Source organism: Variovorax sp. LjRoot290 (assembly GCF_964253985.1).
In the GTDB taxonomy this organism is placed as follows: domain Bacteria; phylum Pseudomonadota; class Gammaproteobacteria; order Burkholderiales; family Burkholderiaceae_C; genus Variovorax.
The window spans coordinates 895,387-909,902 of the sequence record NZ_CAXURW020000001.1 but is presented as its reverse complement, the minus strand read 5'-3'; the positions used below and the strand labels follow the sequence as shown (position 1 = coordinate 909,902).

General features: G+C 67.5%; 14 protein-coding genes. 6 read left to right on the top strand and 8 right to left on the bottom strand.

What is annotated here, in order from left to right; translation table 11 throughout:
- Positions 1–36 precede the first annotated feature (36 nt).
- The 8 genes from ACSQ9A_RS04615 to ACSQ9A_RS04580 form a co-directional block, all read right to left on the bottom strand.
- Positions 37–168: a hypothetical protein gene (locus tag ACSQ9A_RS04615; protein ID WP_280142657.1), complete on the bottom strand. Its 132-nt coding sequence runs from the start codon at positions 166–168 to the stop codon at positions 37–39.
- Between the two features lie 126 nt (positions 169–294).
- Positions 295–1,425 carry an acyl-CoA dehydrogenase family protein gene (locus tag ACSQ9A_RS04610; RefSeq protein ID WP_093109482.1) on the bottom strand — a complete coding sequence of 377 codons (1,131 nt, stop codon included), beginning with the start codon at positions 1,423–1,425 and terminating at the stop codon, positions 295–297.
- A 22-nt stretch (positions 1,426–1,447) separates the two neighbouring features.
- Positions 1,448–2,695 (bottom strand): glutamate carboxypeptidase, encoded by a 1,248-nt coding sequence (locus ACSQ9A_RS04605; RefSeq protein WP_436302842.1) that lies wholly within the window; start codon positions 2,693–2,695, stop codon positions 1,448–1,450.
- 141 nt (positions 2,696–2,836) lie between these two features.
- Positions 2,837–3,352 carry a hypothetical protein gene (locus tag ACSQ9A_RS04600; protein ID WP_436302841.1) on the bottom strand — a complete coding sequence of 172 codons (516 nt, stop codon included), beginning with the start codon at positions 3,350–3,352 and terminating at the stop codon, positions 2,837–2,839.
- A gap of 112 nt (positions 3,353–3,464) precedes the next feature.
- Positions 3,465–4,649 (bottom strand): acetyl-CoA C-acyltransferase, encoded by a 1,185-nt coding sequence (locus tag ACSQ9A_RS04595; protein WP_436302840.1) that lies wholly within the window; start codon positions 4,647–4,649, stop codon positions 3,465–3,467.
- A 164-nt stretch (positions 4,650–4,813) separates the two neighbouring features.
- Positions 4,814–6,625 carry a bifunctional isocitrate dehydrogenase kinase/phosphatase gene (gene aceK / locus ACSQ9A_RS04590; RefSeq protein ID WP_436302839.1) on the bottom strand — a complete coding sequence of 604 codons (1,812 nt, stop codon included), beginning with the start codon at positions 6,623–6,625 and terminating at the stop codon, positions 4,814–4,816.
- Positions 6,626–6,629: 4 nt separating this feature from the next.
- Positions 6,630–7,337: a carbonate dehydratase gene (can, locus tag ACSQ9A_RS04585; protein ID WP_093109601.1), complete on the bottom strand. Its 708-nt coding sequence runs from the start codon at positions 7,335–7,337 to the stop codon at positions 6,630–6,632.
- A gap of 41 nt (positions 7,338–7,378) precedes the next feature.
- Positions 7,379–7,774 carry a MerR family transcriptional regulator gene (locus tag ACSQ9A_RS04580; RefSeq protein WP_093109477.1) on the bottom strand — a complete coding sequence of 132 codons (396 nt, stop codon included), beginning with the start codon at positions 7,772–7,774 and terminating at the stop codon, positions 7,379–7,381.
- Positions 7,775–7,872: 98 nt separating this feature from the next.
- On the opposite strand from ACSQ9A_RS04580, the gene ACSQ9A_RS04575 reads away from it, so the two are divergent.
- From ACSQ9A_RS04575 to ACSQ9A_RS04550, 6 genes are read left to right on the top strand one after another with little or no spacing between them, the layout of a single operon-like run.
- Entirely contained in the window at positions 7,873–8,934 is a 1,062-nt protein-coding gene (locus tag ACSQ9A_RS04575; RefSeq protein ID WP_436302838.1) for an MBL fold metallo-hydrolase, read from the top strand.
- Positions 8,931–10,259 carry a leucine-rich repeat-containing protein kinase family protein gene (locus ACSQ9A_RS04570; protein ID WP_436302837.1) on the top strand — a complete coding sequence of 443 codons (1,329 nt, stop codon included), beginning with the start codon at positions 8,931–8,933 and terminating at the stop codon, positions 10,257–10,259. Before ACSQ9A_RS04575 ends, ACSQ9A_RS04570 begins: the two co-directional genes overlap by 4 nt.
- A 13-nt stretch (positions 10,260–10,272) precedes the next feature.
- The gene (locus ACSQ9A_RS04565; protein ID WP_436302836.1) at positions 10,273–11,187 is read left to right on the top strand and encodes a pseudouridine synthase; all 915 of its coding nucleotides are present in this window, start codon (positions 10,273–10,275) and stop codon (positions 11,185–11,187) included.
- A 49-nt stretch (positions 11,188–11,236) separates the two neighbouring features.
- Positions 11,237–11,878, top strand: coding sequence for a response regulator (locus ACSQ9A_RS04560; RefSeq protein WP_093109473.1), 642 nt, complete (start codon positions 11,237–11,239; stop codon positions 11,876–11,878).
- Positions 11,871–13,682, top strand: a complete 1,812-nt coding sequence (locus ACSQ9A_RS04555; protein WP_436302835.1) for an ATP-binding response regulator — start codon at positions 11,871–11,873, stop codon at positions 13,680–13,682. Before ACSQ9A_RS04560 ends, ACSQ9A_RS04555 begins: the two co-directional genes overlap by 8 nt.
- 56 nt (positions 13,683–13,738) lie before the next feature.
- Positions 13,739–14,509 (top strand): SDR family oxidoreductase, encoded by a 771-nt coding sequence (locus tag ACSQ9A_RS04550; protein ID WP_093109471.1) that lies wholly within the window; start codon positions 13,739–13,741, stop codon positions 14,507–14,509.
- Positions 14,510–14,516 lie beyond the last annotated feature (7 nt).

The window sequence follows — 14,516 nt, the reverse complement described above, 5'->3', positions numbered from 1 at the left end:
GGCGCCTGTCTGTCATCCAGATCGATGACAGCAGAGCTAGGGCCTGCGTTGCACCGGCTTCCGAGCGCGCGCGAGGCGCGCCTTGGCCTGCTGGCCCACATGATCGATCAGCCAGCCGCCCAGCATGACCATTCCAAGCACGCCGAGAGTCATGAGATCCGTTGCCATGATGCGCTCCTCATCGTTTCCACTGGCACCAGTCTGGTCGTTCGCAGCGCGCGCGTGAATCCGCCAATCGGCAGGGAACCTGGCCGCAGGCGCCATACAGCTTTCGACAGTGCGAAGCTGCCATCTTCAAGCCAGGGCGCGCTGGATCAGGAGTTTCTGGATGTCGGAGGTGCCTTCGTAGATCTGGCACACGCGCACGTCGCGGTAGATGCGTTCCAGCGGGAAGTCGTTGACGTAGCCGTAGCCTCCGAGCGTCTGGATCGCCGCGCTACACACCTTCTCTGCCATCTCGCTCGCGAAGAGCTTGGCCATCGCCGCCTCCTTGAGGCAGGGCCGGCCCGCGTCGCGCAGGCTCGCCGCATGCCAGATCAGCTGGCGCGCGGCTTCGAGCTGGGTCGCGCATTCCGCGAGCCGGAAGCCGACGGCCTGCTGCTCGAAGATCGAGCCGCCGAAGGCCTGGCGCTCCTTGGCGTAGGCCAGCGCCACCTCGAAGGCGCTGCGCGCCATGCCCACGCTCTGCGCGGCGATGCCGATGCGGCCGCCCTCGAGCGCGCCGAGCGCGATCTTGTAGCCCTCGCCCTCCTGGCCGATCAGGTTCTCCGCCGGGATGCGGCAGGCGTCGAAGTTGATCTGGGCGGTGTCGCTCGAATGCTGGCCCAGCTTGTCCTCGAGCCGCGCGACCGTGTAGCCCGACGCGTCGGTGGGCACGATGAAGGCGCTCATGCCGCGCTTGCCCGCGCCCTTGTCGGTGACGGCGATCACGATCGCGACCTGGCCGTTCTTGCCGCTGGTGATGAACTGCTTGACGCCGTCGATCACCCAGCCGTCCGCGTCCTTGCGCGCCGTGCTGCGCAGCGACGAGGCATCGCTGCCGGCCTGCGGCTCGGTCAGGCAGAAGGCGCCGAGCATCTGCCCTTGGGCCAGCGGTTGCAGCCACTTCTTCTTTTGCTGCGCATTGCCGTAGCGCATGAGGATCGCGTTGACCGGGCAGTTGGTGACGCTGATCGCGGTGCTGGTGCCGCCGTCGCCGGCCGCGATTTCCTCCAGCACCAGCGCGAGCGTCAGGTAGTCGAGGCCGGCGCCGCCGTCTTCCTCGGGCACGCAGATGCCGTAGGCGCCGAGCGCCGCCAGGCCTGCGTGCGCTTCCTTGGGAAAGCTGTGCTCGCGGTCCCAGCGCGAGGCATGAGGCCAGAGTTCGGCTTGCGCAAAATCGCGCACCGCGTCGCGTATCGCTTCCTGGTCGGCGTTGAGCAGCATGGTGACCCTCCTGCTTGCCTGTCTACTTCGATGCGCCGAGGTCCATGATCAGCTTGCTGGCCATGTAGAGGCGGCGCGGGATGGCGTCGATCATCACGTACTCGGCGGAATCGCTGTGGTAGCCGAAGCCCGGCAGGCCCAGGCTTTCGATCACCGGCTTGCCCGAGAGCGCCGCGTAGGCCGCGTCGGTGCCGCCGCCGGTGCGCTCCTCCACGCCGAGCGTGCCGCCCGCTTCCTTGTAGTAGGCCACCGCCTTGTCGACCAGCTTCTTGCCGCCTTCGCCGGCATTGAAGGCCGGACGGCCGCGCGTGGCCAGCACCTTGATCTCGGAGTTCGGCAGCTTTTTCTTCTGCGCGCGCTCTTCCAGCGTCTTCATCGCGGCTTCCAGGTCTTCGTTGCGCGCGTAGCGCACGTCGGCGTTGAGGCTGGCGCTGTCGGGAATGATGTTCGACACCGCACCGGCCTTCGCGATGGTCCAGTTGAAGCGCAGGTTCTGCGCCTTGTTGTCGATGTCCATGGTGCGCAGCACCAGGTCGGAGGCCTCGATCAGCGCATTGACGCCGAGCTCGGGCGCCGCGCCCGCATGCGAGGCCTTGCCCTTGATGTTGACCTGCACGTAGGCGATGCCCGAGGTGCCGAGCGAAAGCTTCTCGGCTTCGGCGCCGGTGGGCTCGAAGGAGAGCACGTAGTCGCTGGCCCTGGCCTCTTCCTGGATCAGGTCGCGCGAACCGAAGGAGCCCTTCTCTTCGTCGGTGTTGAACAGCACGGTGAGCGTGCCGAAATCCTGGAAGCCGCGCTCCTTGAGCAGCTTCAGCGTGTGCAGCACGACCGCGTTGCCGCCCTTGTCGTCGGCGATGCCGGGGCCGTAGGCCTTGTTGCCTTCGACGCGGAAGGGCGCCTTGGCCAGGATGCCCTTCAGGTAGACCGTGTCCATGTGCGACATCAGGAGGATGTTCTTGCCGCCCTTGCCCTTCAGCTTGCCGACGATGTTGTCGCCGACCACGATGCCGGTCGACTTGCTGCGCGTGACAGTGAAGCCCAGCGCCTTGAGCTCATCCTCGAAGTACTTGCCCGCGGCGGCCATGCCCTCGGCGTCGCCGGTGCCGGTCTCGATGTTGACCAGCCGCTCCAGCGTCTTCACGACGGCCGGCTGCTCGGCGGTGGCGGCGCTGAAAAGCGCCTCGTCACGCGTCTGGCTCCAGGCGGCGGGGGCAAGGAAAGCGGAGGCGAACAGTGCGGCGAGCGCGTGGCGGGGAATGGCCGGAAGCATGAACAGGGTTTCCTAGGAGTGGGCAAGCCCATCATTCTAGGTACCGCTCAATGCGACACGGCTCGCCCCCGCGCCGAACAAGAAATGTCACAGCGCGCGGCGATATGGCAAAAAAATGTCAACCGCGCACCGTGCCTGTCGCTAGGCGGCGATCAGCGCGGCCGAGCGCGCAATGGCTCGCGCACTCAGCTTGGCGGCGGTTCGCAGCACGCCGTCCCAGTAGCGCTCGACTGCTTCGAGGCCGCCGGCTTTTTCCTGCAGCTCGAAGGGAACGCAGAGGGTCCAGTCCTTGATGCCGAGAAAGTGAGTTCGAAAGACCTCACCATGAAACTCGGCGGTCTCTTCCGCGCTGACGTCGCGCGTGATGGAGGGCCCGTTTTCGAACTGGGCCCGCAAGGCGCCCAGATAGCCCTTTGCCATACTGGTTCGGAAGCGCGCGAGCTCGTGGTCCGTCAGCTTCTGGCGGGCCTCCAGGCCCAGGCCGGGCACCGTGCGGCCCCGTGCCTCGGGCGGCAGGCTGTCGTCGACATCGCCGGCGGCCCAGCACGCGTAGTAGTAGCCGCGGTCGGCGAGGTAGTCATAGGCCGTATGGATGCGCCCTTGGTCGACCAGTGCGCGAAGCTTGTCGAACTGAGCCTTCGAAATCGGAGACGGCATGAAAAGAGAACTCCAGCGTGGAAAGGTCGCGCATCGAATGGACGGCGCCTTTTTTCCAACGGCCGCCGCCTTCGTTGCGGTCTGAACTGCAGTTATCGTGCCTGCTCTTGCCTCAGACCAATTCGAGCGCGACCGCCGTGCCCTCGCCGCCGCCGATGCACAGCGTCGCCACGCCGCGCTTCTTGCCTTTCTGCTGCAGCGCATGGATCAGCGTGACCATGATGCGTGCGCCGCTGGCGCCGATCGGGTGGCCCAGCGCGCAGGCGCCGCCGTGCACGTTGACGATGTGGTGCGAGACGTCGAGCTCGTGCATCAGCGCCATCGGCACCACGGCGAAGGCTTCGTTGACTTCCCACAGGTCGACGTCCTTCACGCCCCAGCCGGTCTTCTTGAACAGCTTGGACACGGCACCCACCGGCGCGGTCGAGAACCATTCGGGCTGCTGAGCGTGGGTGGCATGGCCGACGAGGCGCGCGATCGGCCTGGCGCCGAGCTTCTTGGCGGTGCTCTCGGTCATCATCACCAGCGCGGCGGCGCCGTCGTTGATCGACGAGCTCGAGGCCGCGGTGATGGTGCCGCCCTCTTTCTTGAAGGCCGGCTTGAGCTGCGGGATCTTGTCGAGCTTGACCTTGCCGGGGCCTTCGTCGATCTCGATCACGGTGTCGCCGCCGCGACCCTTGACCGTGACCGGCGCTATCTCGGCCTTGAAGGCGCCCGAGGTGGTGGCGGCCTTGGCGCGCTCCACGCTGGCGATCGCGAAGGCGTCCTGCTGCTCGCGCGTGAACTTGTACTTGGCCGCGCAGTCCTCGCCGAAGGTGCCCATCGAGCGGCCGGGCTGGTAGGCGTCTTCGAGGCCATCGAGCATCATGTGGTCGAAGATGCGGTCGTGGCCCATGCGGTAGCCGCCACGGCCCTTGAGCATGAGGTAGGGCGCGTTGGTCATGCTCTCCATGCCGCCCGCGACCATGACTTCGTGCGTGCCCGCGAGCAGCAGGTCGTGCGCGAGCATCGCGGCCTTCATGGCCGAGCCGCACATCTTGCTGAGCGTGACGGCCCCTGCGCTGTCGGGCAGGCCGCCCTTGTAGGCCGCCTGGCGCGCTGGCGCCTGGCCCTGGCCGGCCATCAGGCAATTGCCGAACAGCACCTCGCCGACCGCCTCGGACGCGATGCCCGCGCGCTCGACGGCCGCCTTGATGGCGACGCCGCCCAGGTCGTGCGCGGCGAGCGAAGAAAAGTCGCCCTGGAAGCCGCCCATGGGGGTGCGGGCGGCGCCGACGATGACGATGGATTCGGTCATGGAAGTTGCTCCTTTAGAAAAATGTGCACTAGCAAAAATCTACTCTCGCGCCCACCCTGGCCCCATTCGCGAAACACCGCGGAACCGGCTTTGCCGGCCCGCAGGTGTTGCCTCCGGTAGGGGGTTGGCGGAGCGACACGAAGTGCGCGCAGCCTGGGGGCGAGCTAAAAGTAAGGCGCATGGCCATCGTGAATGAACCGCTGCGCCTCGTCGTAGGGAAAAACGTCCAGCATCTGGCCGGCCTGGATGCGCTCCTTGTGGCTTTGCCAGAAGGCGGCGTCGAGCAGGTCGGCATGGTGGGCCATGAAGGCCTCGCGCACCGCCTCGTTGCCGAGCAGGAAGGGGCCGAAGGTCTCGGGGAACACGTCCTTCGGGCCGACCGAGTACCAGACCTCGCCGCTCATCTCGTCTTCCTCGTGGATCGGCGTCGGCACGCGGCGGAAGTTGCAGTCGGTGAGGTATTCGATCTCGTCGTAGTCGTAGAACACGACCTTGCCGCCGCGCGTGACGCCGAAGTTCTTCCACAGCATGTCGCCCGGAAAGATGTTGGCCGCAACCATGTCCTTGATGGCATTGCCGTACTCGATGACCGCATGCTCCAGTTGCTTGCCCGCGCGCTTGGCATGCTCGGGATGCTCCATCTGGTCGAGGGCTTCGTGCAGGTAGATGTTGAGCGGGATCATGCGGCGCTCGATGTAGACGTGCTTGAGCACCACCTCCATCTCCCCGTTGCCGTCGCGGTCGCCGATCTCGAGCTGGCTGGGCGCGAACTTCTGGATCTCCTCGATCAGCTCGGGCTCGAAGCGGTCGAGCGGGAAGCCGACGTCGCTGTACTCCAGCGTGTCGGCCATGCGGCCCACGCGGTCGTGCTGCTTGACCAGCATGTACTTACCCTTGATCTGCTCGCGCGTGGTGTCCTTCTGCGGCGGGTAGAAGTCCTTGATGACCTTGAACACGTAGGGGAAGGACGGCAGGTCGAACACCAGCATCACCATGCCCTTGATGCCGGGCGCGATGCGGAACCTGTCGCTCGAGTAGTTGAGGTGGTAGAGGAAATCGCGATAGAAGAGCGTCTTGCCCTGCTTGGCCAGCCCGAGTGCGTTGTAGATCTCGGCGCGCGGCTTGCGCGGCATCAGCGAGCGCAGGAACTGCACATAGGCCGAGGGCACTTCCATGTCGACCATGAAGTAGGCGCGCGCGAAACTGAAGAGCATCTGCAGGTCTTCCTCGCCGAAGAGCGCCGCGTCGATGTAGAACTTGTCCGCGCTGTCGTGCAGGATCGGCAGCGCGAAGGGCAGTTCGATGAAACCGTTGATGATCTTGCCGACCACGTAGGCGCCCTTGTTGCGGTAGAACAGGCCCGACAGCACCTGCAGCTGGAAGTTGGCGCGCAGCTTGACCTGGTGGAAGCGCCCGAGGATGGCGGCCGCCACGCGCTCGGCGTCGCGCCTCAGGTTGGCGTAGCCGCCCTGCAGCGCGTAGTCCTCGAGCATGCGCTCGATGGTGTCGGCCAGCGTCTCGCGCTCGGGGTAGTAGGCGCGGTAGGTGGGCGCATCGCGCGGCTCGATGTACTCGGTGCTGATGGCCGGCCGCACGAAGATGAAGTCGTTCTGGAAGTAGGCGCGGTGCAGGATCTTGGTGGTTACCGAGTTGAAGAAGCTCTCGGCCAGCTCGGGCTGGTGGTGGTCGACCAGGAGGCCGATGAAGTGCAGCTTGACCTGGTGCCAGACGTCCATCGGCTGGTCGCCGGCCTTGAACTCCTTCTCGAGCCGCGCCACCGCCTCGCTCACCCGCAGATCGTAGAACTCGATGCGCTCGCGCTGCGCCCGCTGCTGGCCGTGCCAGTCGGCGGTTTCGAAGCGGTGCTTGGCGCGCGCCGACTCGGCGCGGAACAGCTGGTAGTGGCGGTTGAAGCCGTCGCGCATCGCCTTTGCGATGTCGTAGGCCAGCGGCGAGTCGAGGCGCTGGGGGAACATGGTCTCAGTCGGTTTCCTTGAGCACGTCCGGAACGGGTTGGGCGGCTTCGCCCGGCTTGCTCCACTTGTAGCGAATGCGCTGCACCGCTGCGCGGTACAGGTTGTCCAGCGGCTTGGAGCCGTCGACGGTCATGCCCAAGTCCTCGAGCAGCCCGTCGTGCACGCCGAAGGCCCAGCCGTGGATGGTGACCGTCTGGTTGCGGCTCCAGGCGTCGACCATGACGGTGCTGACCGCCACATTGACCACCTGCTCCGCCACGTTGAGTTCGCACAGCGCATCGGCGCGCACGGTTTCCGGCAGGCTTTCGAGCATAACCCGGTGCCGGTCGCGCACGTCCTGGATGTGGCGGATCCAGTTGTCGGCGATGCCGATGCGCGCGCCTTCGAGCGCGGCCTGCACGCCCGAACAGCCATAGTGGCCGACCACCATGATGTGCCGGACCTTGAGGCGCTCGACCGCGAACTGGATCGCCGACAGCGCGTTGAGGTCGGAGTGCACCACGATATTGGCCACGTTGCGGTGCACGAACACTTCGCCCGGCTCGAGGCCGGTGATCTGGTTGGCGGGCACGCGGCTGTCGGAGCAGCCGATCCACATGTACTTGGGGGTCTGCTGCTTCACCAGGCTGGTGAAGAAGCCGGGGCGATCGCGCTCCATCCGCGCAGCCCAGCTGCGGTTGTGGGAGAACAGGTCATCGAGGTTGTCGGGCATGGTGTTGTCCATTGTCGGTGACTGGGGTGAATATCGGGCCCTCAGCGGGCCTTGGGTTTGACGGCACGCGCGAGCGCGGCGCGCGCCTGCTTTTCCTGTGCGCGGACCTCGGCGAGGTTGGTCTCCAGCTCGGCCAACTGGGCCTCGAGCTGGGCGCGGTGGTTGCCGAGCACGCCGAGAAAGCGCTGCAGCTGCGCGGCCGTGTCGCGCGGGCTGTCGTACATGTCGAGGATCTCCTTGGCCTCGGTCAGCTTCAGGCCGAGCCGCTTGGCGCGCAGGGTGAGCGTCAGCCGTGCACGGTCGCGCGCGGTGTAGACGCGCTGCTGCCCGGCGCGCTCCGGGGCGAGCAGCCCCATGTCCTCATAGAAGCGGATCGCCCGCGTGGTGAGGTCGAATTCCCTGGCGAGTTCGCCGATGGTGAAAGTCTGCGAAGGCATGATGCGGGTGCGGGGTTGCGGCGGTGACAGCACATTCGGGCTGCACTGCCTACAATGATGGCTCTTCCCCCTGACGTTTACGTTAACGTCAATCGTACATGAACCTCCTCGAACGCGAACTCCAATACCCCTTCGGCGACACGCTGCCTGCACCGGGCGAGACTTTCGAGGTCGCGCCCGGCGTGCGCTGGATCCGCATGGCGCTGCCCTTCGCGCTCGACCACATCAACCTCTGGCTCTTGCGCGACACGCTCGACGGCGTCGAGGGCTGGACGGTGGTGGACTGCTGCATCGCCCACGATGCCTCGCGGGCGCAGTGGGAGCAAATCTTCACCACCCAGCTCGAAGGCCTGCCGATCCTGCGCGTGCTCGTGACCCACATGCACCCCGACCACATCGGCCTGGCCGACTGGCTGTGCGAGCGCTGGAACGCACCGCTGTGGATCAGCGCCACCGACTACCACGTGGCGCGCGTGCTCACCAGCGCCGGCGACACGCTGGCCGGCGGCGACGCGGCGGCGGACTTCTTCGCCTCGCACGGCCTGGTCGACCCCGAATCGGTGGCCAAGATTCGCGCGCGCAGCAACTACTACGCGAACATGGTGCCCGCGGTGCCGGCCAGCTTCGTGCGCCTGCTCGACGGCGCCACGGTCTCGATCGGCGGGCGCGCCTGGCGCTGCATCAGCGGCTACGGCCACGCGCCCGAGCACATCGCGCTCTATTGCGAGGAGCTTGGCGCGCTGCTCGGCGGCGACATGATGCTGCCGCGCATCTCGACCAACGTGAGCGTGCATGCGGGCGAGCCCGAGGCCAATCCGCTGCGCCTCTTCCTCGACAGCATCGAGCGCTTCAAGACTCTGCCTGCGGGCACGCTGGGCCTGCCCTCGCACGGCAAGCCCTTCACCGGCATCCACCGGCGCGTCGAGCAGTTGCAGGAGCACCATCGCGACCGCCTGGCCGAGCTGCTGGAGGCCTGCACGCAGAAGCCGCACAGCGCGGCCGAGGGCCTGCCGATCCTGTTCAAGCGCCAGCTCGATCTGCACCAGATGACTTTTGCGATGGGCGAGACGGTGGCCCACCTGCACCTCTTGTGGTTCGAAGGGCTGCTGCAGCGCCGCAAGGGCGAGGACGGCGTCTACCGCTTCGGCGTGTTCGCATGAACAACACGCTGGCCCAGCTGCGTGAGGGCCGGCTGGCCGGTGTCCGGCGGCTGGACCTCGCGTGCGGACTCACCGAGTTCCCGCGCGAGATCTTCGAACTGGCGGACACGCTGGAGGTGCTCGATCTCTCGGGCAATGCGCTCAGCGCCCTGCCGGACGACCTGGGCCGGCTGCACCGGCTGCGGGTGCTCTTCTGCTCGAACAACCGCTTCACGCGTCTGCCCGAATCGGTGGGGCAATGCGCGCAACTCGATATGGTGGGCTTCAAGGCCAATCGCATCCGCAGCGTGCCGGCCGCCTCGCTGCCGGCGTCGCTGCGCTGGCTGATCCTGACGGACAACGAGATCGAGGCCCTGCCGCCCACCATCGGCCGCTGCACGCGGCTGCAGAAGCTGATGCTTGCCGGCAACCGCCTGCAGTCGCTGCCGGCCGAGATGGCCGCCTGCCAAGGGCTCGAGCTGCTGCGCATCTCGGCCAACCGCCTCGATGCCCTGCCCGAATGGCTGCTCTCGCTGCCGCGGCTTTCGTGGCTGGCTTTCGCGGGCAATCCCTTCGACGATCGAGCCGAAGCGGCGGCGCTGGCCGCAGAGGCCATTCCGGCCATCGACTGGAACTCTCTCTCGCTGCAACACAAGCTCGGTGAAGGCGCTTCCGGCCTGATTCATCAGGCGGACTGGACCGGGGCTGACGGTGGCATCCAACCGGTGGCAGTCAAGCTGTTCAAGGGTGCCGTCACCAGCGACGGCTGGCCTCACAGCGAGATGGCGGCCTGCATCGCCGCCGGCGCGCACCCCAACCTGATAGCAGTGCGGGGCCAGGTCGGCAACCACCCCGAGGCCACGCCCGGCCTCGTGCTGGCGCTGGTGGATCCGCGCTTCGCCAACCTGGCCGGCCCGCCCAGCCTGGCTTCCTGCACGCGCGACGTCTATGCCGATGCCGCCGGCTGGCCGGTGCCGACCGCGCTGCGCATGGCGCGCGGCATCGCCTCGGCCGCGGCACAGCTGCATGCGCACGGCATCCTGCACGGCGATCTCTACGCCCACAACATCCTGTGGGACGGCCAGGGCGACTGTCTCCTGGGCGACTTCGGCGCCGCCTCCTTCCTGCCGTTGGACGACGGCGCGCAGGCCCAGGCGCTGCAGCGCATCGAGGTGTGCGCCTTCGGCCATCTGCTGGCGGAGCTGCTGGCGCGCTCCCGGCCGGCCGACGGCGAGGACCATGCCGCGCTCGCACTGCTGACTGGTCTTCAGGCACGCTGCGTGCAGCCCGAGCCCGCCGCGCGCCCGGCCTTCGCCGAGATCGCATCGGCCCTCGCAGCCGCCTGAGCGCGAACCCGCCATGCCCGCTCCCCTGCCGCTGCCCACCCGCGACGGCGTCGGCCCGAGCTGCGTCGCGCTGCCGCCCGGCCCCTGGCCCACCATCGCCGAGTTCCTGGTGCAGCGCTTCGCGGCCATCCCGCGCGCCACCTGGGAAGCGCGCATGCGCTCGGGCGAAGTGGTCGACGAGCACGGCGTGCCCGTCACCGAAACGCGGCCCTACCAGCCGCGGCTGCGCATCTACTACTACCGCTCGCTCGAGACGGAGCGCCGCATCCCTTTCGACGAAGTCATCCTGTTCCAGGACGAGCAGCTGCTGGCCGTGGACAAGCCCCATTTCCTGCCGGTCACGCCGGTGGGCAAGTACGTGCAGGAGAGCCTGCTCGTGCGCCTGAAGCGCAAGCTGGGCCTCGACGACCTGGCGCCCCTGCACCGCATCGACCGCGAGACCGCCGGCGTGGTGCTGTTCTCGGTCCAGCCCGCGACCCGCGGCATCTACCACGCGCTGTTCGCCAAGCGCGAGATCGCCAAGCACTACGAGGCCATCGTGCCCTGGCATGGCGATCTGGCGCTGCCCGCCGTGCGCCGCAGCCGCCTTGTGGACGATTCGCATTTCATGCGCATGCGGGAAGTGCCCGGCGAGCCCAACTCCGAGACGCGCCTCGAGCTGCTGGAGGCCGGCGAGGGCTGGGCCCGCCTGCTTCTCGCGCCGCGCACGGGACGCAGGCATCAGCTGCGCGTGCACTGCGCAGCGCTCGGCATGCCGATCTGCAACGACGCGATCTATCCCGAGCTTCTGCCCGAAGGCGACGAAGACTTCGAGCGGCCGCTGCAGCTCTTGGCCAAGGGGCTGGCCTTTCGCGATCCGGTCACCGGCATTCGGCGCGAATTCAAAAGTGCAAGAGCGCTTTCACTGCCGCTTCGACCAAAGTCTTAGCCCGTTCATTCCGGCCTCAATCTGATGAATACTCGGGCCAGAGGTACCGATGAACGTATTGATGATTGATGACCACGTGATGTTCTTGCAGGGCATGAAGAACCTGCTGAGCGTCCTGGTTCCCGAGCTGCGCGTGGAGACCACGGGCGAAATGACGAATGCCGCGAAGCTGGTGGAGCTCGCGGAGTTCGACCTGGTGCTGCTCGACTGGCACCTGGCCGATTGCGATGGCGAAGAGTCCATTCGCCGGCTGCGCGATGCGGGCTGCATGGCGCGCATCGTGGTGCTGTCCGGCGAGACCAACGCCACGCTGATCCGCAACTCGGTCGACCTGGGCGCGGCCGGCTTCATTCCCAAGAAGTACAGCTCGGAAATGATGGTCGCTGCGCTGCGGCACGTGCTGGCCGGACGCATCTTCCTGCCGCTGGAAACCCTCAACGCGGCCCCGCCCGATGTCGAAGCCCAGCCGAACACGGGCAACGACCCTCGGCTCGCAGGCCTCACCGCGCGCCAGATGGACGTCTACCGCGCAGCCGCGCGCGGCCTGCCCAACAAGCTCATCGCACGCCAGCTCAACATCGCCGAGTCCACCGTCAAGGCCCACCTGACCGCGGTCTACACCGCGCTCGGCGTGCGCAACCGCACCGAGGCCGCCTACCAGGCATCGCGCGAGGGCATCCGCATTGACTGACACCGCGTCCGCGCCGATTCCGCTCGCCGGCAGCACGCGCGAGGCACGCATCGGGCGCCGCATTCTCGAGCGCCGGCTGGCGCTGATCCTGCAGTACTCGCGGCGCCTGCCGCTCAACTATCTGGGCTACATTCTGGTGGCCTTCATCGTCTGGCGCCAGGGCGTGCAGGTCTGGCCCTGGATCTGGCTGGCCCTCACCGGCGCCGTGATGGTGTACCGCTGGCGCCTGGGTCTGGCAGTGGAGCGCGCCGAACCCGAGACCCAGCTGCAGTACCTGCCGCGGCTGCTGCGCGGCTTCGACCTCAACGGCATCTCGACCGCGGCCATCGTTCCCTTCGCCTTCTTCGCGCCAGGAGACTTCGCGCCACTGGCGGTGGCCGCGGTGCTGATGGCCGGCTGCACCATCGGCGCCGCCTCGGTCGCGGGCTCGCAGCGCGCCTTCGTGGGCTTCTGCACGCTCACCTTCTTGTGCCTGGCCGGCGGCTGGGCCTGGCGCGGCGGGGCGGTGGGTTACATGTTCGGGGCCGGCATCGTGCTCGTCTATTTCATGCTGCTGGCCACCGTCAGAGACCAGGGACGCATGCTGCACAAGCTCATGAACGTGGTCGACGACAACGCGGTTCTGTCCGAAGCCGTGCGCCAGGAGCGCGACCGCGCCACCGCCGCCAGCGAGGCCAAGACGCGCTTCTTCGCGGCGGCCAGCCACGATCTGCGCCAACCGCTGCATGCGCTGTCGATCAACGCGACCACGCTGGACATCCTGGCCCGGCGCGCCACCGATCCGCTCCTGAAAGAGGTGAGCCGCGGCATCGGCAGCGCGCTGCGCCAGAGCAGCAGCCTCCTGGACGGCCTGCTGGACATCTCGCGCCTCGACGCCCACACCATCGAAGCCAAGTTCGCGCCGCACGACATCGGCGCCGTGCTGCGCGCCTCGCGCGACGAATATGCGGCGCTGGCGGCGCAGCAGGGCCTCTTCATGAAGGTGCTGGCGCCCGACGCGCCGCTCTGGGGCCTCACCGACGGCGACCAGTTGATGCGCATCGTCGGCAACCTCGTGAACAACGCCATCAAGTTCACCACCAGCGGCGGCGTGACGCTGTCGGCACAGCCGGGGCCCGACGGCCGGGTCGTGGTGCGGGTGAGCGACACCGGCCCCGGCATCCCGGAGAACGAGCGCGAGCGGGTGTTCGAGGAGTTCTACCAGATCGGCAATCCCTCGCGGGACCGCGCGCAGGGCCTGGGCCTCGGGCTCGCGATCGTGCGCCGCACGGCCGACCTGTTGAAGATCGAGCTCAAGCTGGACAGCGAGCCGGGCCGCGGCACCACCTTCGAGCTCCATATCGCGCCTGCCGTTCCGTTGGACGACTCCCACCCCGAGGTGGCGAATTCGCTGGCGCGTTCCTTCGACGGCACGCGCCTGGCCGTGCTGCTGGTCGACGACGAGGCCGAGGTGCTGTCCGCGATGTGCACTTATCTGCACCAGCTGGGCTGGTCGGTGAAGGGCGTCGCCAACGGCCTCAAGGCCGAGCAGGCGCTGGCCGAAGGCTTCGAGCCCGACGTGATGGTGGTGGACTACCGCCTGCGCGAAGAGACGGGCCTCGACGTGATCGAAAGACTGCGCCAGAAGAAGCCGGATCTGCCGGCCGTGATCGTGACCGGCGAGACCGCGCCGATGCGCTTCCGCGAGTTCTCGAGCGTGGCGGCGCGCATCCTGCACAAGCCGCTCGACGGCGACCGGCTCGCGCGCACCCTGCAAGAGGTGGTGCTGGCGCTGGACGAAGAGGAACCGCTGGCACCAAGGTGACGGCGGCTGGCGCCCGTGCGCACTAAGCTCCTGCGCATATTCAGGAGACACAGCGCATGGACACCACCCGACTCTTTTCGCTCGAGGGCCGCAGCGCCCTCATCACCGGCGGTTCGCGCGGCATCGGCCGCATGATCGCCGAAGGCTTCCTGGCGCAGGGCGCCCGCGTCTACATCTCGGCGCGCAAGGCCGCGGCCTGCGACCAGACGGCCAAGGAACTCTCGGCCTTCGGCCACTGCGTCTCGCTGCCGGCCGACGTGTCGACGCTGGAGGGCGCGCAAGCCCTGGTCGACGCCTATGCCAAGCACGAGGGCACGCTCGACATCCTGGTCAACAACGCCGGCGCCGCCTGGGGCGCGCCCTACGAGGAATTTCCCGAGAGCGGCTGGGACAAGGTGGTCGACCTCAACCTCAAGACCCCCTTCTTCCTTACCAAGGCGCTGACGCCGATGCTCAAGAAGGCGGCTACCGACCACCTGGCGAAGGTCATCAACATCGCCTCGATCGACGGCATTTCGATCAATCCGCAGGAAACCTACTCGTACGCGGCCAGCAAGGCCGGGCTGATCCAGCTCACGCGCCGCATGGCGCTGCGCCTCGCGCAGGACCGCATCGTCGTCAGCGCGATCGCGCCGGGCGCCTTCGCTTCCGACATGAACAAGGTCGCGCGTGACCATGGCGACGAGATCAAGGGGCACATTCCGGCGGGACGCATCGGCGAGCCGGAAGACATGGCGGCTGCGGCGATCTACCTCGCATCGCGCGCTGGCGATTACGTGATGGGTTCGACGCTGGTCGTCGACGGCGGCGTCACGCACGCACGCTGAACGACAC